Annotated in this window: 16 protein-coding genes; 5 read left to right on the forward strand and 11 right to left on the reverse strand. The window is 68.8% G+C overall.

Translation table 11 applies throughout. The annotated features are described in order from the left end of the window. Positions 1-390: 390 nt before the first annotated feature. Positions 391-2,976: a hypothetical protein gene (locus tag ASF20_RS13505; protein WP_056274893.1), complete on the forward strand. Its 2,586-nt coding sequence runs from the start codon at positions 391-393 to the stop codon at positions 2,974-2,976. Positions 2,977-3,014: 38 nt separating this feature from the next. Here the strand turns inward: ASF20_RS13505 and ASF20_RS24090 are convergent, their stop codons facing one another. Continuing rightward, positions 3,015-3,176 carry a hypothetical protein gene (locus ASF20_RS24090; protein WP_156394260.1) on the reverse strand — a complete coding sequence of 54 codons (162 nt, stop codon included), beginning with the start codon at positions 3,174-3,176 and terminating at the stop codon, positions 3,015-3,017. A gap of 585 nt (positions 3,177-3,761) precedes the next feature. Here ASF20_RS24090 and ASF20_RS13510 point away from each other — a divergent pair. From ASF20_RS13510 to ASF20_RS13520, 3 genes are all read left to right on the forward strand, one after another. After that, a complete protein-coding gene (locus ASF20_RS13510) occupies positions 3,762-5,138 on the forward strand; it encodes an O-antigen ligase family protein (protein WP_156648066.1) in 1,377 nt (458 codons plus the stop codon). Positions 5,139-5,189: 51 nt separating this feature from the next. Then, positions 5,190-6,395, forward strand: coding sequence for an acyltransferase (locus ASF20_RS23380; protein ID WP_082501335.1), 1,206 nt, complete (start codon positions 5,190-5,192; stop codon positions 6,393-6,395). Between the two features lie 1,370 nt (positions 6,396-7,765). Then, on the forward strand, positions 7,766-8,626 hold the full coding sequence (locus ASF20_RS13520) for an SGNH/GDSL hydrolase family protein (RefSeq protein ID WP_244472574.1): 861 nt from the start codon (positions 7,766-7,768) through the stop codon (positions 8,624-8,626). A 144-nt stretch (positions 8,627-8,770) separates the two neighbouring features. Here ASF20_RS13520 and ASF20_RS13525 read toward each other — a convergent pair whose 3' ends face one another. The 9 genes from ASF20_RS13525 to ASF20_RS13565 all read right to left on the reverse strand — a co-directional run bounded on the left by ASF20_RS13525 (position 8,771) and on the right by ASF20_RS13565 (position 18,196). Continuing rightward, positions 8,771-9,580, reverse strand: a complete 810-nt coding sequence (locus ASF20_RS13525; protein WP_056274898.1) for an MBL fold metallo-hydrolase — start codon at positions 9,578-9,580, stop codon at positions 8,771-8,773. A gap of 72 nt (positions 9,581-9,652) precedes the next feature. Beyond that, positions 9,653-10,432, reverse strand: coding sequence for a TatD family hydrolase (locus ASF20_RS13530; protein WP_056275081.1), 780 nt, complete (start codon positions 10,430-10,432; stop codon positions 9,653-9,655). Positions 10,433-10,506: 74 nt separating this feature from the next. Beyond that, a complete protein-coding gene (metG, locus tag ASF20_RS13535) occupies positions 10,507-12,081 on the reverse strand; it encodes a methionine--tRNA ligase (RefSeq protein WP_056274901.1) in 1,575 nt (524 codons plus the stop codon). 91 nt (positions 12,082-12,172) lie between these two features. After that, the gene (locus tag ASF20_RS13540; protein ID WP_056275082.1) at positions 12,173-13,237 is read right to left on the reverse strand and encodes a DNA polymerase III subunit delta'; all 1,065 of its coding nucleotides are present in this window, start codon (positions 13,235-13,237) and stop codon (positions 12,173-12,175) included. Next, positions 13,227-13,958 (reverse strand): dTMP kinase, encoded by a 732-nt coding sequence (gene tmk, locus ASF20_RS13545; RefSeq protein WP_056222144.1) that lies wholly within the window; start codon positions 13,956-13,958, stop codon positions 13,227-13,229. The genes ASF20_RS13540 and tmk overlap by 11 nt, the downstream gene beginning before the upstream one ends. Then, positions 13,955-15,181: a D-alanyl-D-alanine carboxypeptidase family protein gene (locus ASF20_RS13550; protein ID WP_056274903.1), complete on the reverse strand. Its 1,227-nt coding sequence runs from the start codon at positions 15,179-15,181 to the stop codon at positions 13,955-13,957. The genes tmk and ASF20_RS13550 overlap by 4 nt, the downstream gene beginning before the upstream one ends. A 169-nt stretch (positions 15,182-15,350) precedes the next feature. Further along, positions 15,351-16,877 carry a septal ring lytic transglycosylase RlpA family protein gene (locus ASF20_RS13555; protein WP_056274906.1) on the reverse strand — a complete coding sequence of 509 codons (1,527 nt, stop codon included), beginning with the start codon at positions 16,875-16,877 and terminating at the stop codon, positions 15,351-15,353. Positions 16,878-17,247: 370 nt separating this feature from the next. Next, complete coding sequence (locus tag ASF20_RS13560) at positions 17,248-17,574, reverse strand: ribbon-helix-helix domain-containing protein (RefSeq protein ID WP_056222132.1); 327 nt, start codon at positions 17,572-17,574, stop codon at positions 17,248-17,250. After that, positions 17,558-18,196, reverse strand: coding sequence for a ParA family protein (locus tag ASF20_RS13565; RefSeq protein ID WP_056222129.1), 639 nt, complete (start codon positions 18,194-18,196; stop codon positions 17,558-17,560). The genes ASF20_RS13560 and ASF20_RS13565 overlap by 17 nt, the downstream gene beginning before the upstream one ends. Before the next feature lie 345 nt (positions 18,197-18,541). Here ASF20_RS13565 and ASF20_RS13570 point away from each other — a divergent pair, with 345 nt between their 5' ends. Beyond that, positions 18,542-19,132 carry a PAS domain-containing protein gene (locus tag ASF20_RS13570; RefSeq protein WP_244476432.1) on the forward strand — a complete coding sequence of 197 codons (591 nt, stop codon included), beginning with the start codon at positions 18,542-18,544 and terminating at the stop codon, positions 19,130-19,132. Between the two features lie 33 nt (positions 19,133-19,165). Here ASF20_RS13570 and ASF20_RS13575 read toward each other — a convergent pair whose 3' ends face one another. Further along, entirely contained in the window at positions 19,166-20,443 is a 1,278-nt protein-coding gene (locus ASF20_RS13575) for a hypothetical protein (protein WP_056274907.1), read from the reverse strand. Between the last annotated feature and the right edge of the window lie 39 nt (positions 20,444-20,482).

Below are 20,482 nucleotides of genomic sequence, written 5' to 3' on the forward strand. Positions count from 1 at the left end.
GGGCAGCGTGATGAACCGCGCCGACCTCAAGCGCCTCGTCGAACTCGGAGAATCCTCCGTCGTACACAGCGCCGCCTACCATGGGTGAGCCGGCCGATCCGCCCTTCGGGCTGTCCGCCGCTCCAAGCTAGCCTCAGCGCAGTCCGAACGGCGTCTCCGTCCTGATCGATGCCGGCCGCGCGGGCCTCCACGATGCGGACGCTGCAGGTTCGGGCGTTGCCCAGCCCCTCATCGAACGCGGCGATCTCCGATCGTTCCGACGGCTCTGGGCCACAGCGGTTCCGGATGATCCGGCAGAACCGGCGGGCAGGATCGACATCCTGGCCGTCTCGGTCTCCTGCAGAACGCCCGCGACCACCGCAACGGTTTCCCGATCGAGGTTGTCCCGTCATGACGCATACCCGCCGCAGCCTTCTCGTTGGCTTCTCGCTCTTCGGCCTGATGGCAGATGCCCACGCGCGCTCCGTCATTCGACCCGAGAACGCGAACGTCACGCCGCCAGCCTCGTCCGTACTGGCCGTTTCGGTCGGCGCGCTGACCGCATCGGGCGTCGTGATCCAGCAGCTTCCGGCGGGCACGGCGTTCGTCCCCGGCACGGGGCCGGCGGATTACTTCGCGATCGACGCGCGCGGGACGCTGTCGGTTTCGAAGGCCGGAGACTCCGCCAACCTGGGGTCCGGGACCTACGATCTGCCGGTGCAGGGCGGCGGAACCTACTATTCCGCGATCCGGGTCACGGTCGAAGCCGACACCTTCGACGTCGACACGGACGCCGCGTTCACCGCCGCCGAGGCCGCGACCGCGTCGTCTCTCACGACGGACTGGACGATTGCCCTTCCGCCCGGGGTGTGGCTCGGGGCGCGCGCGTTCACCCGGAAGTACGACGGCACGCTCGACAACCCGAATTTCGGCATCGGCGCGGCCAACCTCATCGCCAGGACGAGGACGCTCGATCGGAATGCCAAGGCGACGGCGCGCGGCGGGTCGCTGACAGTGAAATCCCGTGGCGACCGGACCTCTGGGTTCGCCGCCGCCAACAGGGCGACGGGCGCCTTCGGACCCTTGGTCCTGGAGAGGATCGACCATCGCTTGGTCCCGAACGTCGATGCCTACAATGCCAAGTTCACGAACGTCGCGACCCCGTTCATCTGGACCCCGACCGTAGATGCCCAGGGCGCCGTCACAGGCGTCGCCTCGGTGCAGCAGGTCGGCGTCGGCTACCTCGCCAGCCCCCATGAGCGTCGGGCCTACGTTTCGAAGAAGGTCGGCAACACACCGGTCACGATCTCCCAGGGGAGCCCGGCCGTCATCGGCTGGACCCAGCACGGGCTCGCGGCCAACACGGCTGTCACCTTCAACAGTGCCGGCCAGATCCCGGACGTGAAAAGCACGCTGCCGGCCGGCATCCGCGCCAGCGTGAACTACTATGTGAAGACGGTTCTCGACGCGAACGCGTTCACGATCTCCGCAACGGTCGGCGGGGCGGCGATCGCGACGACGTCGGCCGGCTCCGGGACCTTCCTCGCCAGCGCCGGTATCGGCTTCGAGGGCTGGTTCGACGTAGATGACGATGGACGGCTCACGACCGAGTCACCGCTGACCATCGTGACCGCCGGCAGCGGTCACACGCCCGCCACCGCATTCAGTCACTATCCTCTCAGCGAGACGACGCAGCGAGCCCTCTGCCAGTCGAACAATCTCGCCTCCCGTGCGACCCAGTTCCAGGTCCTGGCCGATTCCTCCGGCAACGTCGGAGACATCGCGTTCAACGGCTGCGGCTTCGGAACGGGTTCCTCCGGGGCATCCGATGTCCGCGTGCTGACGGGGGCGTTCATCCGGAACGCCAACAGGGCGTATTTCCACGATTGCGTCGTGAACGGCTACTTCGTGGCCTTCGACATCGGGTTCGCCAACGACTGTGAGATCGCCCGCACCTTCGCGGTGCGCGGCTCGAACGACTTTATCGACGAATACCCGGCCGTCGCGTCCTCGAACCTGTCTGCATCCCAGATCGCGAACGGGTCGAGGGTTCGCATCTATGGCAATGGCGTGACCCGGATGCTCGACATCCACGAGCATTCGAACGAGCATGCCGACTTCCATCAGGTCGCCGCGCCGAACGACATCCCGAAGGTTCGCGACTTCTGCGTTGTCGGAAACTACCTCTGGGGAGCCGCCTCGATCCGCTCCTTCTCCAACCAGGGCGAGATGAACTCGCTCATGGGTGACCTCGATCAGCGCCAGTACATCGCCGGCAACTTCATGTTGTTCAACACTCCGAACGGCGCGCAGCTTGCGAATGCGCGATCCGTCGCGACAGCGCAGTACGCGTTCAACACCCTCATCCGCTTCATGAGCGAATCCATCGACGATCGCGGCTATGCGAACGGCTTCAACGGAAGCGTCGAGCCCTGGGTGAGGTACCGGGGTGCCTATTCTGCGGCCCTGGCCTACGCACTCGGTCAGGTCGTCCTCTACAACGGCGGGTACTATCAGGTGTCCGCATCCGCCGGAGCTCCGGCCGGCAACCGACCGGATACGGCAGGATCCACCGTCTGGGTCGCTTGGTCAGGCTTCGAGATGGATATCAGCGGCAATATTCTCGGGGCGATCTGGGAGCATGCAACGCTCGGCGGGACGATCCGCGCAGCGGATCCGACCACGCCGGATGGCTTCATCACGGCGCAGAACGGGTCCGCGGCCTATTCCGGCGTGCCCTTCCGCTACAGGGCACAGAACAACGCCTATGTGAACGCCTACACGCCGAACGGCGGCAGCGGGACCAGCTATCCGGAGGTGTTCTCCGGCGGGACCGCGTTCTTCGAGACTTTCGACCCACAGACCGGCTTCAACGGCTACGGCCACAAGGTCCGACAGAGCGCCCTGGCGGAAATGATCGCCGACATCGACGCGGCCTTCACTCCGAAGCCCGGCACGATCGCCGCTGGGCGCGGCCACACCGCGCTCCCCGCCTGATCCAGACCCCATGCCTCCTCGGCGAGGACCTCTCCTGGTCACGGGGTCCGGGCCTTATACGATGAGACTGCCGCCTGGTGTGACGGACCGATGTCGACGCCCTTCAGGATGATCGTCCCGGTGTCGACGCGACCCGCGCCGATGCTGCCGCCGGTGCCGTCGTGATCCAAGATGTTCACCGCGCGATCGCTGTCGCGCACGAGGGTGTCGTGTGCGGGACGTCCTCTCCACGAGCGCGCGCTGGCCTGAGGATGCGAACCGCGCCGTCTGCGATTGCCCCGTTCCTGTCTACGCCAGCCGCCGTCACTCCGACGTCCGCGGTCGCTTCCAAGTCAAGGAGCCGTCACTCCGACGGTAGAACCGTAAGATGAGATTGAGGTCTTGAGTGTCCGCGGCGCACGACTGAGATCTCGATCGAGAACAACCAAACTCTTCAGACGGAGGAGGTTTACCGGGGTCCGATGGACGGACAGAACGGAGATTTTTCACAAAAACCCGAGTTTTTCGCTGACATATAAGCAGAAAATCTCCCGGTATGCGGCGGTCAGCTTACAGAGACACGACCTCAACGGAGGCAGTCTTCATCACATCAATCAATGAAGAAAGACGCCCATTTCTGCTCTGACCCAAATAAAACCTTGCAATCTCGCACGCGCTGAAGTTCAACTCGGGTTGTTGCGTCGAAAGGCCGCAAAAACGATGATATCCAGTATGTTACTTAAATCATCTACAGGTTTTGCTTTTCCTTCCAAATCGCTGGGCACGCACCGAATGAGCACGTCAACGTGAAAGCGACCAAGGCGGCACGGGACTTGAAGCCATCCTCGTTCGGCCGAGAACACGCGCTGCGGGGGGATTGGCGGAACACCCTGAGACAGGGACGGACAGCACGAAATTGGCAATCGCCCGTGACCTATGCCGCCAACCTCCGGGGGGCAAGGGCTGTCAGGCTGATCTATCCAGGCTGTTTCGTCATTCCCTCCAGCATGATTCTTCCTTTGGCAAACGCACTGTCGTTTGCACGCGTGCTCTTAATACTTGCAACGACTTTTGCGGTCCGAGAGATTTTCTACAAAATCAGAGGCAACGGCTATGCCCTGGTGGTCTCTGACATCATCGTCTTTGCACTTTGCAGTTGGATGCTTGTGGCGCTGTATTACAACACCGGCGCCAAAGCTCTCGGCGGTATCGGCGCCGTCTCTGCGATCGAGTTCGTGTTTGCCTACCTGATTGGCAGAACGGTTTTCGGTACAATAGAAACCTATTATTTGTTTGTGTCCGCGTTGAGGGTTGTCGTATCGGCGCTTTGTCTATGGGCAATGACCGATATTATTTCAGGCGTCAACATTGTCTTCAAGATTGGCCAAGTCCTCACGGGCGGAACCTCAGCAATCGAGTTCACATCTTACAGGTTCGGGCTGATCCGTGCGCAAGGAGCGATCGAACATCCGATCTTGATGGGTACATTCTTCGCAATGTGCTTCGTGATTTTTCTACATTCGACTTTGAGCCATATTCAAAAACTCATTTGGTGCTTTGTTTCGTTGTTCGGTATGGGCCTGGCGCTCTCGTCTGCGCCGTTTCTCTCATGTGCCCTGTCCATCCTGCTTTATCTATACTACCGCGCCTTCGATCAAAAACCCTGGCGGTTCACGCTCTTAATGCTGGTATCGCTCTACAGCCTGTTTCTGATCTATTTCTTGGCTGACGATCCTGTTCGCGTGATGATCGATCATCTCACACTGGACCCGCAAACGGGACTTTACCGGCTTCAAATCTGGCGGTGGGGTCTGGTGAATGTACGCTCTGCCCCCTTCTTCGGTATCGGTCTCGCCGATTGGATCAGAGGTGACGAAATGTCGGCGACGATTGATTCCCTCTGGTTGGTTCAGACGGTTCGGTATGGCATTCCGGGATCCGTCCTACTTGCTTTAGCATTGCTGTCCACGGGCATCACGGTTGCCGTCGGCCGACTGCGGCCCCTCGGGGCCGAAGTCGAAGACGCGCGACGCGGTTTGGCGATCTGCATCTTTTTGTATGCGTTCGCTGCATTTACTGTCCATATCTGGGGATACAACTGGATTTTTCTAGCGTCTTTGTTGGGCATACGAGCGGGCCTGACCGAGTCCCAGTGCCGAATGAGATCTCATACGTCGGCATAGGTCAGACATACGATCAAAGATCCCCCGTTCCTCGGTTGTGTAAACGCACTCATGTCAACCTCCTACGCCATCATCATCGTGCTCCTGAGCGTCCTGGCTCTTTGCGCTGCGATCTCTGTAGCGAAACTGTTCGTGCTGATTGGTTTTGAATTGCCCAAGCGACCGCGCGGAGCCAGCAGTCTTGATGGACTTCGAGGATTCCTGGCTCTTGCGGTGGTTTTCCATCATTTTGTGATTTGGCTCAATAGTTATCACCTGAACATCGGCTGGCGCCCACCGGCCATCCATTTCTTCAATCAGCTTGGCTCAACGGGAGTCGCGATTTTCTTCATGATTACTGGATATCTCTTCTATCCTGTTATCCTGAAAGGTTTTTTTGAGACCGCTTGGCTACCCCTGTATCTCAAGCGCTTTTTTCGCATCATTCCACTGGTTGCTTTGTCTCTGATCGTTGTGTGCCTCGTTATTGGATATGAACGAAGCACGACTTTGAGTCGAAATGACCTTGTTCCCCTGTCTCATTGGTTGGCCGCCTGGTCGCAGCCGCCCCTGATGGGTTACCAGGACAGCGGGCGCGTCAATGCCTATGTTTTCTGGTCGCTGAAGTATGAATGGATCTTCTACTTTTCGATTTTACCAGTCTGTGCGTTGATGATGAGTTTCTGGTCTGTCCGGTATCCGACGTGGATCTTGCCGGGAGCACTCCTCCTCGTTTCGCTTTCCCTGAGCGCATTCAGCTTCTCCGGCATCGCGTTCCGGTTCTTCCCGCTCTTCTTCATCGGCATGATCGCGCACGAATGTTCGATCCGCCCCTCGATTGCCGACAAACTCGCATCATCCAGGGTTGCCTTTGGATCGTTGCTCCTGCTGTTGACCGGTATGTTTCTGTTCCCCTACGCAGAAGGAACCGCCCTGATCTTTACAGGGCAGTTCTTTATCATTGTCGCGTGCGGAAATAACTTATTCGGTTCACTCAGTACTTCTTCGTCCCGCCTGTTAGGCGAAATATCCTTTGGAATCTATCTTTTCCACGGTATCGTATTTTATGTTTTCATGAAAAATAAGGACTTGAGCTTCAATTACTTAGATCTGGACCCCGTCTTTTCGCTGATCCCCCTTATCGTTCTGGTCGTTGTGATTGGCATCTTGGCAAATATGTTCGTGGAAAAGGTGTTTATTCAATGGGGCCGCGCCGTGTCCGATCTGCGGCCCCTTAAGATATCGCTCGGTTTCCGCGATAAAAACGGTCAGATTTGAGTCACGCCAAGTCTCGAAATCTCACTCCGAGAGCGCTTTTACTTTGGGCCGAATCGGGTTGGAGGGGTTCACAGGGCGGCTGTCCGGACCTCGACCCGTTGCAGAGTGAGCACAACCGAGTCCGCTCTCGTCGTCTGCCCCCACTCCATCGTCGGCTCCTCCGGTCCAATCCGATCTCCTCATCAGCCCGGTCCAGAGCCGGCCGGTCACAACGAAGGGGGAGGGGATCGGCGCCACTTCGGGAGACGCTCTTCGGGCTTTGGCCCTCGACCTGCAGGGTCCGCTTGCCCCTCGCCTGGTCACGCGAGACGTGCGAGAAGAACGACGACGCCTTGGACGGTGCGCGCACCCATGTGCGGGGTGACCTGCTTCCACAGCGCCACGGTCGAGTGCTGTCGGCCGCCGCGGTCTGGATCGCGTCGCGGGCCACGCCCTTGCGGCGGCTGGCCTCCGCGGCCCCGGCCGGATCGAGGCGGGAACAGACCCGGTCGGGGAGGGCAATGCCAAGGCGGTCTTCGGCGCCAGATCGTCCGCCTCGGCACGCTGCCGGCCCGCGGCGACCGCCTGCGCGTCGGCAGGCTCGGGCGAGCGGCCCACGAGGTCGCCGGTCTGGCGCTGCTGCAGAAGGTCAGCAGCCCGGGGCGTTCATCGCAGGAGCCGCCGAACGGGGAGGGCGCCTGGCCGAGATTCACCCGCCGAGAGGATCGTCCGCTCGATGACGCGGAACGGGCCTGTGAGGATACCCCTGGCAGCCGGGTTGTAGGTCGTCGCCCGGATCAGCGCCCTGCCCCGGCCGAAACCCTTGCAGTCCAGGCCGGCGAGCTTCAGGGCAGCCGGCCGGACCGAAGCCGTCCTCGGAGCTGGTGTCGAGGTCGCACTTCGGCAGCGTCCGGACGTCCTCAGCCGGCTGTGCCGGCTTCGTCTCAGCTCTGAGGGCGTCCCAGACCGTCTTGGCCCGCCGACGGGTCGGATCGTCCCGGCGATGGCACGGGAATGGGGTAGGGGCGCTCCATCAGCGTTCCGCAGCGCCTCGTTTCGGCGGCGACAGGCCCGCCGCGAACCTCGCTCGCCCGCCCCACACCCCCCGATTCAGGCCGGGAAACACCGTTCGCATAAGATATATTATGGAACCAAAAGCCGTCGAACCGGGGCAGGGGCCTCCCGCGACGAAGGGTTCACCCATTCCCGACACCGCGTATTCATGCAATCTCCACACGGGCGATTCACGTCGTTGCCAGTTCTTGGGCGCGCAGCGACCGCCAGGGGTGCTAAACCGCTGGCGGATGTCACAATTCCTCCTCATAATACATGATACCGGGCACCAGCCGAGCGGATGCCCGTCCGAATCGATCCTCTCCGAAGCGAATGCGATGCCGATCCTTGCACGCCCCTCCGCTGCCCTGAGCCTGGTCCTGCTGGCCGTCGGATCCGTTTCGCTCGCCACCGGCGCGCCGGCGCGCGCGCAGGCCGAGCCGCAGCGCACCGCCCTGGTGCAGCCGCCCCAGGCCGCGGCGATGGAGACGGCCCGACCGATCGTCCGGACGGCGATCCCGCGCCGGGCGCTGGCCCGCCTGCCCCGTCTCGCCGGCCTGATCGCCCAGGGCCAGGCCGTCCGCATCGTGGCCTTCGGCTCGTCCTCGACCGAGGGCTCCGGCGCCTCCTCGCCGGCCACCACCTACCCGGCCCAGCTCCAGCGCGACCTCACGGCGCGGCTCGGGGCGATGGGCGCGGAGCATTCCGCCGTCACGGTGCTGAACCGGGGCAAGGGCGGCGACGATTCCGAGGCCATGGCCCGGCGGCTGGAGCGCGACGTGCTCGCCGACAAGCCGGACCTCGTGATCTGGCAGACCGGCAGCAACGACCCGATGAGCGGTGTCAGCGTCGCGCGCTTCGCCGAACTCACCCGCGCCGGCATCCTCGCCATGCGGGCCACCGGTGCCGACGTGGTCCTGATGGACCAGCAATGGTGCAAGAAGCTCTCGACCACCGCCGGGGCCGAGGCCTACGGCGCCGCCCTGCACGCCATCGCCACCGAGCTCAACGTGCCGGTGATCCGCCGCAACGCGATGATGCGCGCCTGGGCCGCCCAGGGGCTCCTGTCCCCGACCCAGATGATCGGTCCCGACGGCCTGCACATGACCGATGCGGGCTACGACCGCCTGGCCCGCGCCGCCACGGCGCAGCTCCTGGCCAATGCGGGCCTGCCGCAGGACGCCGGCACCCAGAACTGAGCCGAGGAGGGGATCGGGGGAGGCGGCGGACCGCCCTCCTCCCGGGAGTCCGTCCGGTTCATCCTGGCCGAGACGGACTGGCGATTCCTCGTCTCGCCGTTCGTCTTCTCGGGAGAACCGGTTTCCCCCGATCCCGGACGAACGCTAGAGATCCAGCGTGACGCTCAGCCCGTCATGGGCCGGCACGACGTTCGGCGGCAGCTTGGCGCTCAGCGTGGCGTAGTCGAGATCCGTGTGCAGGTTGGTCAGGATGGCCCGGCGCGGCCGCACCGTCTCGATCAGCGCCAGGGCATCCGAGACCGAGTAATGCGTCGGGTGCGGGGTGTCCCGCAGGGCATCGATGATCAGCAGGTCAAGGCCGTGCAGCCGCGCCTGCGACGCCGCCGGCATCAGGCTGACGTCGGGCGCGTAGGCCGCCGGGCCGAAGCGGAAGCCGAGGGCCGCCTCGTTGCCGTGCTCCAGGCCGAAGGGCAGGGCCGTGATCGCCCCGCCCGGCCCCTCCACCACCGTCGATTCCCCGTCCGCCAGGTCGTGCATGTCGAGGATCGGCGGATACTCGCTGCCGGGGGGCGTCTCGAAGCAGTAGCCGAACCGCGCCTCCAGCAGGCGGCGCGTGCGGGCGTCGGCGAAGACCGGGATGCGCCGGCGCATGTGGATGACCAGGGGCCGCACGTCGTCGATGCCGTGGGTGTGGTCGGCATGGGCATGGGTGAACAGCACCGCGTCGAGGCGCTGGACCGCCGCGCCGAGCAGCTGCTCGCGCAGGTCCGGCGAGGTGTCGACGAGGAGGGTGGTGGCTCCTGCCGGGCCGCCGTCCTGCCGCTCCACCAGGAGCGAGCAGCGCCGGCGCCGGTTCCGCGCCTCCTGCGGGTCGCAGGCGCCCCAGCCGTAGCCCACGCGGGGCACGCCCCCGGACGAGCCGCAGCCGAGGATCGTCAATCGCAATGCGCCCATCGGCACCTCCGCCCCCGTTGGTATCGGAGGGGGCGGGGGCCTGTCACGCCCGATCCGAGCCCCCTGCCCGGCTCAGGCCGCGGCCTTGTGGAACAGGCGGTGGAAATTGGCCGTCGTCAGCGCGGCGAAGTCCGAAAACTCCATCTCGAGGGTCTGGGCGAGGGCGCGGGCGGTGTCCGCCGTGTAGGCCGGCTCGTTGGTGCGGCCGCGATGGGGCTCGGGCGCCAGGAACGGGGCGTCGGTCTCCACCAGGAGGCGGTCGCGCGGGACCGACCGGGCGATCGCCCGCAGGTCGTGGGAGCGCCGGAAGGTGACGATGCCGGAGAAGGACACGCAGAAGCCGAGTTCGACGCCGACCTCGGCCAGGCGCGCCCCCGACGAGAAGCAGTGCAGAACGGCCGTGAAGGCGCCGCGCCCCATCTCGTCGACGAGGATCGCCTCCATCTCCGCATCGGCGTCGCGGGAATGGATCACCAGCGGCAGGCCGGTCTCGCGGGCGGCCGCGATGTGGCGGCGGAAGACCCGCTCCTGCACCGCCTCGGGGGCGGCGTTGTCGTAGTGGAAGTCGAGGCCCGCCTCGCCGATGCCGATGCAGCGGGGATGGTGCGTGCGCGCCACGATGGCCTCGGTCGGCACGTCGGGCTCATCGCCCGCCCCGTCCGGGTGGGTGCCGATGGTGTGCCAGATCTCGGGGTTGGCCTCCGACAGGGCTTCGTAGGTCCGGGCCTTGGCGATCCGCGTGGAGATCGTGACCATCCGGGTCACCCCGGCCGCGCGGGCGCGGGCGAGGACGTTGGGCAGATCCTCCGAAAAATTCGGAAAATCGAGGTGGCAGTGGCTGTCGACCAGCATGAGGCGAGGCTCGGAAAACGGTGGGGTGGGCAAGATGCCGTCGGACGAGACGCCGTCGGACGAGACGCCGTCGTTCACGCCGAAGACGCCTCCGGCTCCACGAAGCGCGGGAACAGGCCGACGGGGGCGGGGAGCGGCGTCCCCGGCACGAGGCGACCGCCCTCCCCCACATCGGCCAGCTGGCGCCGGTCCGCCGGCACGGCCAGGAGGTCGAGGAGCCGGGCGCCGGAGCCCGGCATGAAGGGCTGCACCAGGATGCCGATGGCCCGCAGGGTCTCGGCCACGACGGAGAGCGCCGCCGCCATCCGGGCCGGATCGGATTTGCGCAGGACCCAGGGCTTCTGCGCGTCGAAGTAGCGGTCGGCGGCGGTGATCACGGCCCAGATCTCGGCCAGCGCCGTGTGGAGGGCGAGCCGGTCCATGGCCGCCCGCACGGTGGCGGGCAAGGCGTCGGCCAGGGCCAGCAGGGCGCGGTCGTCCTCCGTGAGGACGCCGGGCTCGGGAACCGTGCCGCCGAGGTTCTTGGCGATCATCGAGAGGGAGCGCTGGGCGAGGTTGCCCAGCCCGTTGGAGAGGTCCGCCGTGTAGCGGGTGATGATCGCCTCGTGGCTGTAATTGCCGTCGCCGCCGAAGGGCACCTCGCGCAGCACGAAGTGGCGCACCGCGTCGACCCCGTAGGTCGCGATCAGGTCCATCGGGTCGACGACGTTGCCCAGCGACTTCGACATCTTCTCGCCCTTGGAGAGCAGGAAGCCGTGGCCGAAGACGCGCTTGGGCAGCGGCAGCCCCGCCGACATCAGGAAGGCCGGCCAGTACACCGCGTGGAAGCGGACGATGTCCTTGCCGATGACGTGCAGGTCCATCGGCCAGAACTTCGTCCGCGCGTCGGCCTGGTCGGGAAAGCCCGTGACGGTGAGGTAGTTCGTCAGGGCGTCGACCCAGACGTACATGACGTGGTCGGGGTGCCCGGGCACCGGCACGCCCCAGTCGAAATTCGTGCGGCTGACCGAGAAGTCCTTGAGGCCGGAGCGCACGAAGCTCGCCACCTCGTTGCGCCGGGTCTCGGGGCCGATGAAGTCGGGCTCGGCCTCGTAGAGGGCGAGGAGCCGATCCTGGTAGGCCGAGAGCCGGAACAGGAAGTTCTCCTCCTCCATCCAGGTCACCGGCGTGCCGGTGGCCTTGGCCACGGGGACGCCGTCGGGTCCGGTCTCGAGTTCGTCCTCGGCGTAGTAGGCCTCGTCGCGCACCGAGTACCAGCCGGCATATTTCGACAGGTAGAGGTCGCCGTTGGCCTCCATCCGGCGCCACAACTCCTGGGCGGCCGCGTAATGGTCGGGCTCGGTGGTGCGGATGAAGCGGTCGTGGCTGCAATCCAGGGCCTCGGCCATGGCACGGAAGCGCGCGGACATGGCGTCGACGAGGTCCCGCGGGGTGATCCCGGCCTTGGCCGCCGTCTGCTGGATCTTGACGCCGTGCTCGTCGGTGCCGGTGGAGAACAGCACCTCGTAGCCGTCGAGGCGCTTGAAGCGGGCGATCGCGTCCGTGGCGATCACCTCGTAGGCATGGCCGATATGCGGCGCGCCGTTGGGATAGGAGATCGCGGTGGAGAGACCGAAGGTCTTCGCGGTTGCCGGGTCGGTGGCGGTCACGTCGAGGGGTTCCCCGGATACAGGGTTCACAGGATCAGGCCCCGGAATCGGGTCCCGGGATCACAGGACGGCGGGAGACGACCAGGCCCCGTCAGGCGGCGTCGCGGAGCGCGCCCGCCAGGTCGCCGAACAGGGACAGGACCAGCGGCCGGCGGTCGAGATTGTAGGTCGCGGCCTCCCGCGCGGCGCGGGCGATCTTGTCACACACCTCGACCAGGGCCGCAAGGCGGGCGGGCGGCGCGTGCCGGCGCCGGTCGAGCTCGGCCGAGACGAAGCGGAACACCGTGTCGAGGCTGGCCGCGAAGAGGTCGTCGGAGTCCCGCCCGCTGAGCTTCTCGGCCAGGGCCAGAATGCGGCGCCAGTCCGGGTGGTCGAGGCGGGCCAGCAGGGTCTCGACCTCCGCGACGAGGCTGGCCCGGGCGGGATCGAGCAGGGCGACGGCCTCGGCGACCGAGCCCTCCGAGAGCTGCGCTGCCCGGGCGAGCGCCTCGCGGCCAGGCTGCACGAAGGGCGGCGCGAAGCCGCCGATCACCCGCGCCACCTCGGCCTCCGCGAGGGGGCGCAGGGTCAGGGCCCGGCAGCGCGAGCGGATGGTCGGCAGGAGCCGGCCCGGCGCGTGGCTGACGATGAGGAACAGGCAGCGGGGCGGGGGCTCCTCCACCATCTTCAGGAGCGCATTGGCGCTGTTGGCGTTGAGGTCCTCGGCGCTGTCGACGATGCAGATGCGGTAGCCCGCATTGCCCGCGGTGGAGCCGAACAGCGCGAGGGCGCCGCGGGCCGCATCCACCGAGATCCGGGTCGCCAGGGTCTTGGCCTGGGGGGCCCGGGTCCGGCGCAGGGCCACGAGGTTGGGATGCGACAGGGCCGCGACCTGGCGCGCCGCCGGATGGTCCGGGTCGACGGCGAGACTCGCGGGCGCCCCCTGCGCCGCCGGATGGGCGATGAGCCAGCGGGCGACCCGGTAGGCCAGCGTCGCCTTGCCGATGCCGCGCGGGCCGCCGATGAGCCAGGCATGGTGCAGGCGCCCCGAGGCGATCGCCGCGACGAAGGCGGCCTCCGCCTCGGCATGGCCGACGAGATCGCTCTGCTCGCGCGGGCGCGGGACTTCCGTCAGGTCTCCGGGCTCGACGTCCTCGGGGGCGCGCTCAGGCCGCATCGCCGTGCTCCGTCCCGGGGCGGTCGTCGCTCCGGCCATGGCCGGCCCGCGCGGGCAGCAGCCCGGGCAGGCGCTCGGCCACCACGGCGCGGATCGCGGCCTCGACGGCGTCGGCGGGCAGGGCGGCGTTGACGACGGCGCAGCGTCCGGGCTCCGCCGCCGCGATGGCGCGGAAGGCCGTGCGCAGGCGGGCATGGAAGGCCAGGGCCTCGGCCTCGAAGCGGTCGACCGCGCCCTCGGCACCCGCGGCGCGGCGCGCTTGCGCGCGGGCGAGCCCGAGCTCCGGCTCGCAGTCGAGGATCAGGGTCAGGTCGGGCCGGGTCGGGCCGACGACGACGCCCTCGAGGGCGACCAGCACATCCGGGTCCAGGCCGCCGGCCGCGCCCTGGTAGGCCCGGGTCGAATCGGCGAAGCGGTCGCAGAGCACGATCTCGCCTCGCCCCAACGCGGGGCGGATCAGGGTGTCGAGGTGGTCGATCCGGGCGGCGGAGAACAGCAGGGCCTCGGCGAAGGGGCCGTAGGGCTTGGCCAGGCCCGCGAGCAGCGCCTCGCGGATCCGCTCGGCCTTGGGCGAACCGCCGGGCTCGCGCGTCGTCAGCACGGGGCGGCCGGATTCGGCACGCAGATGCGCGGCGAGGCGGCGGATCTGCGTGGACTTGCCGGCCCCCTCCCCGCCCTCGAAGGTGATGAAGGTCCCTCCCCCCGTCCCGGGCGCCGTCACGATTTCGCGCCGGCCTTCTCGAACGCCTTGCGGAACAGGCCGGTGCCGACCTCCCAGGCCGCGTCGAGGGCCCGCTGCGGGAGCGTGCCGGCCTCCACCGTGTCGCCGGCATAGAGCGGCTGGTCGAGGGCCTGGGTGTCGCCGCGGGTGATGCGCAGGCGGCCGATCTCGCGCCCCTGCTCGACCGGGGCGACCAGGGGGCCCTGATAGACCACCCGGGCGGTGATCTTGTCGCCGGAGCCCCGCGGCAGCAGCACCCGCACGGCCTTCTTGGCGACGAGGGGCACGCTGCCCGCCGCGCCGCCGTAGACGGAGGCCTCCGCCACGGTCTCACCGGCGGTGAAGACCTGGCGCGGCTCGAAGGCGCGGAAGCCCCACTCCATCAGCTTGCGCGATTCCGCCGCCCGGTCTCGGGCGGTCTTCAGCCCGCTCACCACCATGATCAGGCGCTGCCCGTTCTGCACCGCCGAGCCGGTGAGGCCGTAGCCGGATTCCTCGAGGTAGCCGGTCTTAAGCCCGTCGGCGCCGAGATCGAGCGTCAGCAGCGGGTTGCGGTTCTGCTGCTTGATCTTGTTCCAGGTGAACTCGCGCTCGGCGAAGATCTTGTACAGGTCCGGGTAGGTCTCGATCAGGTGCAGGGCGAGCTTGGCGAGATCGCGGGCGGTCACCTTCTGGTCGGGGGCCGAGTAGCCGGTCGCGTTGCGGAAGGTCGAGCGCGTCAGGCCGATCTCCCGCGCCCGCGCCGTCATCATCCGCCCGAAATTCTCCTCCGAGCCGGCGATGCCCTCGCCGATGGCGATGGCCGCGTCGTTGCCCGACTGCACGATGAGGCCGCGCAGCAGGTCGGACAGCTTGATGCGGCTGTTGAGCTGCGCGAACATCGAGGAGCCGCCGCCCCCCGCTCCGCCCCGGCGCCAGGCGTCCTCGGTGATCTGGAACTCCGAGTCCATGGTCAGCCGGCCCTGCCGGATCTCGTTGAACACGATCTCGGTGGTCATCAGCTTGGCCATGCTGGCCGGGGAGAAGAGCTCGTCGGCCCCCTTCTCGAACAGCACCGAGCCGGAATCGGCATCGATCAGGATCGCGTGGGGCGCCGCCGTCTGGAAGCTCTGGGCCAGGGCGGAGCCCGCCGCGAACAGGCTCAGCGCCGCGGCCAGGACCAGCCCCGGCACCGCCGCGCGGCCCGCTCCGTTCCGACCCGCGAGGAGCTCTCTCACACTCATACCCTGTCTCACGCCCTGCCTCACGCCGCCCCGTGCATCGCCCCCACGATCAAGCGTGACGTTACAGGTATTTGGCGCCGAGATCGAACCCAAATCACGTGTGGGTCCCCTCGCGCGTCGATGGGTCCCGACGGCCGCGGACGCGCCGCATGCCGCCTCGGCGGGCGTCTCAGCGGGCCTCGGCGAACTGGGCGCGGGTCCGGGCCGGCGCCTTGGCGGCGAGAGCCGTTCGCGCCGCGGGGGTCGCCTTGGCCGGGGGCGTCACCTGGGCCAGACCGGCGGCCTTGCCGGCCGGCTTGCCGACCGGACCGGCCTTGGCGACCGCGACGGGCTTGGCGACCGCGACGGCTTTGGCGACCGCGACGGCCTTGGGCGCCGCCTTGACCTCCGAACCGGTCCTGGCCTCCGAACCGGTCCTGGCGACCGCCATCCGGGCGACACCGGGCTGGTGGCCCGATCTCGGTCCGGCGGCCGACAGCCCGGCGGGAGCCGTCCGGGATGCGGGCGCCGGGGTCGCGGCGGCGAAGCGGGCGGTGGCGGCGCGGGGATCGCTCCTGGCCGGCGCCCCGCCGGCCTGGGCGACCGTCGCGAGCCCCTGCCCCAGCCCCTGGCCCTGGCCCTTACCGGCCGGCGACGCGGCGGCGAGGCGGCTCGCGGTCGCGTGCGGCTCGGGCCGCGCCCCGGCGAGCCGCAGGGGCGGCGGGGTCAGGCTGAGGGGCGCGGGCCGGGCGGCGGCCAGGGTCTGGTGCGGCTCGGACGGGCTGTGCCGCACGGGCCGGAACCCCTCGGCCCGCAGAGCCGTCGGCTGCAGCGCGGCCGGGACCGCGACGGTGGCGGCGCTCGCCACCAGGATGGGGGCGGGCTTGGCCGGAGGGGGCGCCGGCGCCGCCTCGGTCGCGGCGACCGGGGCGGCCTCGGCCGCGGGCTGGTCGTCGGCCTCCTTGAAGGCCAGGGCGGGGCGGCTCGCCCGGGCGAGGCGCTCGGCGGAGACCTGCGCCGTGTCCGGGCCGAGATCGGCCAGCATGACCGGCGAGGGGCCGTTGACGGCGGCGGGCCGGCCGTCGGTGCGCAGGGTGGCGAGGAGCTTGCGGTCGTCGCTGCCGGCGGTGGAGGCCTTGCCGGCATACTCGACGCGGACCCGTGCGGTGCCGCTGCGGCGGAATTCGAGCGCCTCGGCCACCTCCTCGGAGACGTCCATCAGGCGGTTGGCGTGATAGGGGCCGCGATCGTTCACCCGGACGATCATCGAGTGGCCGTTGGCGAGGTTGGTGACGCGGGCGTAGCTCGGCAGCGGCAGGGTCGGGTGCGCCGCGGCGATGGAGTGGCGGTCGAACACCTCGCCGTTGGCGGTCATGCGCCCGTGGAAGGCCGAGCCGTACCAGGAGGCCAGGCCCTCGCGCACATAGCCCTTGGCGTCCTCGCGCGGGACGTAGGTGCGCCCGGCCACCACGTAGGGCTTGCCCGAGAAGCGCCGGCCGCCTCCCTTCGGGATCACGTCGCCCTCGTTGTAGAGGCGCGGGCTGGCCTTGACGCCGTATTTCGGATCGAGGCTGGAGCCGGTTCCGGAGGCGCCCGCGAGCTTCTGCGGGGACTGCGCGCAGTTGGCCGTGGTGAGGGCCACGGCCGAGACCGCCAGCAGCCGCCAGAGCGGCAGCGGGGCCGGCCCCGGATGTCCCGGCTTCGTCGTACGCGCCATCGCGATGATCCGCCCCAGCCCCCGCCCCGATCCACAAAACATATTCGAGAGGGACCGCCGGCGGGCGAGAGCAGGACCGGACGAGCCCCCCGGGACCGGCGTCCTGCGCCCCTCCCGAGACGGATAAGATTGTCCGAATGCCGTAAAGGAAGGCTGAACGCAGGCCTGTCCCGGCGGGGGGACCGGGCCGGGGCCGGGGCCGCGAGCCCGGACGGAGGCTCAGCCTGAGGATCGTCCGCCAAGCCTTTGCGGGATCGGTGAAAAATCGTGGTCCGATCGATCGCGGCCGCGGGCCGTCACGCACCGCACGAGGCTGATCCGAAACATTGGAAAGCCCCGGCAAACTCTTGCTGGGGCTCTTCTTTCGTACTCAGCGCCCGTCCGGCTCGTTGAGCTGGTCGATGGAGCGGGCGCCGCGCTGCTTGAACAGCAGATCCAGGGCCTCGAGCATCAGGCCGTGCATCTTGGCCCGCTCCGCATGGGCGATGTCGCGCAGCTGATCGTAGACTGGCGGTTCCAGGTAGACCGACATCTGACGGGCGCGCTGCTTCAGGGTGGCGGTGGGGCGCCGCAGCGGGGGCGCGCCGGTGTCGAGCTGGACGATTTCGGCGGTCTGCTGGGGGCCCTGGTGGGACTTGCCCGGCGGGGTCGAGGCGGCAACGATGGAGGCGAGACTCAGCTTAGGCGGCTTTGGCATGCTTGCTCACCTGCATGCGCTTCTCGATCCAGCTCCAGAGCTTGCGCACCTCGGAGGCGGCCTGGCCCTTCGGATTGAACTCGGTGACGCCCTGGCCGACGCCGATGGCGTCCTGGTGATCGGTGCGGGCGACGATGTTCACGTCCGGCAGGATGCCGAGCACGGCGAGGCCGTCGGCGGCATCGCGGATGCGGTAGGAGCGGGGCGGGGTCTGGTTCAGCACGAAGGCGAACTTCTTCTCCAGCCGGTAGATCGCCGCGAGCGTCGGCTTGAAGGCGCGCAGGTCCGCCGGGGTCGGGCGGCACGGGATGACGCAGAGATCGGCCGCGCGGATCGCCGAGAGGGTGCCGGCAGAATCGACGCCGGGGGTGTCGATGAAGACGTAGTCGTAGGCGGAGTCGCGCAGCTGGGCCATCACGCCCTCGATCTGCGTCGCGTCGATCTGCGCCACTTCCGGGCCCTCGGCGGTGCGATGGTCGAGCCAGTCGCTGATCGTGGCCTGGCGGTCCATCTCGAGGATGCAGACCGAGAGGCCGCGCTCCTGGGCGGCGACCGCCAGGGAGATGCAGAGCGTGCTCTTGCCGCTGCCCCCCTTCTGGGTGACGAACGTGATGGCTTTCATCCTGGCATCCCTTCGCGAGCGTCGACGAGTTCGGGTGACGGTTGGGGGCGGACGGATCCGGCAGTCTGGATCGCCGGTGGACGGGGCGGTGGCCTTCCGTCCTGTGACCCAAGGATGCTGCGATCCCGGATGTCGCCGATCATGGTTAACCAACGGTTAAGCCCGGCGCGGCGGCGGAGATGTGGACAGGCAATTTCAGGTTGCCGGTCTCGCGTGGAATTCGGCCTGGGACCCTTTTCGCAGCGAATCTTCCGCTCTAGGGTGCTGCACGCCCAGCGCTCTGTGCGGCCGATCAGGCAACCTCAGGTCGTCTGCGCGGATCCGCTCCTGCCGGTGAGGAGACCCATGATGCGATCCCCGCCGCCGGAGTCGGAGGCCGACATTCCCGGGGGCCTGCGGGCGGCCCTCGCCGCCTCGGGCGTGGTCGGCGCCTGGGTGCACGACATCTGGGCGGACCGCCTCGTCGTCTCGGCCCCGGTGGCCCGGGCCGTCGGGTGGCCGCCGGAGGCGGGCGCGCGGGGCGTGCCGCTGGCGCGCTTCCTCGCCCGCATCCACGACGCGGACCGGGCGCGGGTCGACAACGCCCTCCACGCGGCGATCGCCCGGGGCGGCGCCTTCGCGGTGGCCTTCCGCACCCGCGGCCCGCGCCGGCTGGACCTGCGCCGGCTGGACCTGCGCGGACGCATCGAGCCCGACGCCGCGGGGACCCCGGCGCGGGCGCGCGGCATCGTCCTCGACCTGGCCGAGGACCGCGCGGACGGCCCCCGGGACCAGCATGCGGTGAACCGGATGGCCGAACACGCCATCGCCCTGCGCGGCCTCGCCGACGATCTCGCCCGGCCCGGCCTGTCGCGGCTCCTCGATCGCCTGATGGTGGAGATCGGCCTCGAGCTCGCCCGCCACCTCCGGGACAGTCCGGACGGCCAGCGGCACTGACACGAAGAGCCCGGATGAGACGAAGGGCCCGGATCAGCGGGGCAGGGCCGTGGCCTCCCGCGTCGGGTGGCCCCGGTGGCTCGCGAGCTCCCGCAGGATCGGCCCGGCTCCGGGCCGTGCCAGGGCCTCGGCGTAGGCCGCGATCAGGCCGGCGCAGTCCCGGGCTATGCGCGTCGTGCGCGCGGGCTCGGCAGCGGGCGCGGCCATCGCCGCGCCCGCCCCCTGCCCGGCCGCCCGGGCGAGCACGGTCGCGGCCGCATCGTCGTCCAGGATGTCCTGCGCCGCCAGGAGGTTGCCCGCTCCGCCGATGCTGAGGCAGACCTGCGGGTCGGCCCGGCGCATCGCCCGCAGGAGAACGCGGCCGGTGGCGACCCAGGTGGCGTCGTCGGCGCCGCGCAGGATACGGGCGATGGCGCGCGCGGCCCCCGCCCGCAGGCGGTCCAGGGCCGCGCCCTCGGGCAGGCCGGCCCGGTAGCCGTCGAGATAGGCGGCCGCCAGCGCGTCGAGGACGTCGCCCCGCCCCGCGAGGGCGCCCCGCCCCGCGAGGGCGCCGAGGAGCGGCAGCGCGCCCAGGATCGCCGCCCGGGCGCCGGCGGAACTCGGATCGTCGTCGAGGGTGGAATCGGGGAAGCGGTCGGTGTCGACCAGCGCGGTGGCGACCCGCGCCCGGATCAGGCGGGCGGGCTCGGGGATCCACAGGCTGTCGGAGGCCACGGCGAGGGCCTCGGCGGCGAAGGCCGGGTCGACGCCGGCGGCCAGGTAGGCCGCCCGCTCGGCCGAGGCGTCGGCCTGCACCACCTGGCCGAACAGGCCGGGATCGTAGGGGGCATGGAAGCCGAGGCGGCCGTCCGTCACGAGGTAGCGCTCGGCCCCGCGCACGAAGGCCAGGGTGCAGGCGGAGACGCAATAGTCCGGCACGTAGGTGGCAAGGCCCCGGGCGGCGATGAGGTCGCCGATCGCCGTCGCCTCCTCCACGAGGCCGCCCTCGCTGGTGAGATGGATGCGCGTCACCTCCGGATGGATCGCCAGCAGGGCTGCGAGGCGCGCGGCCGTCCCCGCCCCGATCGCCCCGGCGAACCGGATGTCGCGCCCCTCCGGCCCGAGGGCGATGCGCGCCGGGGGCCCGGGCTCCTGCGTGTGGAAGCGGTCCTCCAGGTGCAGGGACAGGGCGGTGTAGGCCGCGCCGAGGGCGGGAAGCGCCCCGGCGGCCGCCAGGACGGCGCAGGCGACCCCGGCGACCAGCACCGCACAGAGCGTCCGCGCGCGCCCCTGCCCTCCGAACCCGTCCGCCCGAACCTCGTGCGCCGCCATCCGCAAGCCCTCCCGATCCTGGCCCGCGACAGTCGTCGC

Source organism: Methylobacterium sp. Leaf88 (assembly GCF_001422795.1).
In the GTDB taxonomy this organism is placed as follows: Bacteria; Pseudomonadota; Alphaproteobacteria; order Rhizobiales; family Beijerinckiaceae; genus Methylobacterium.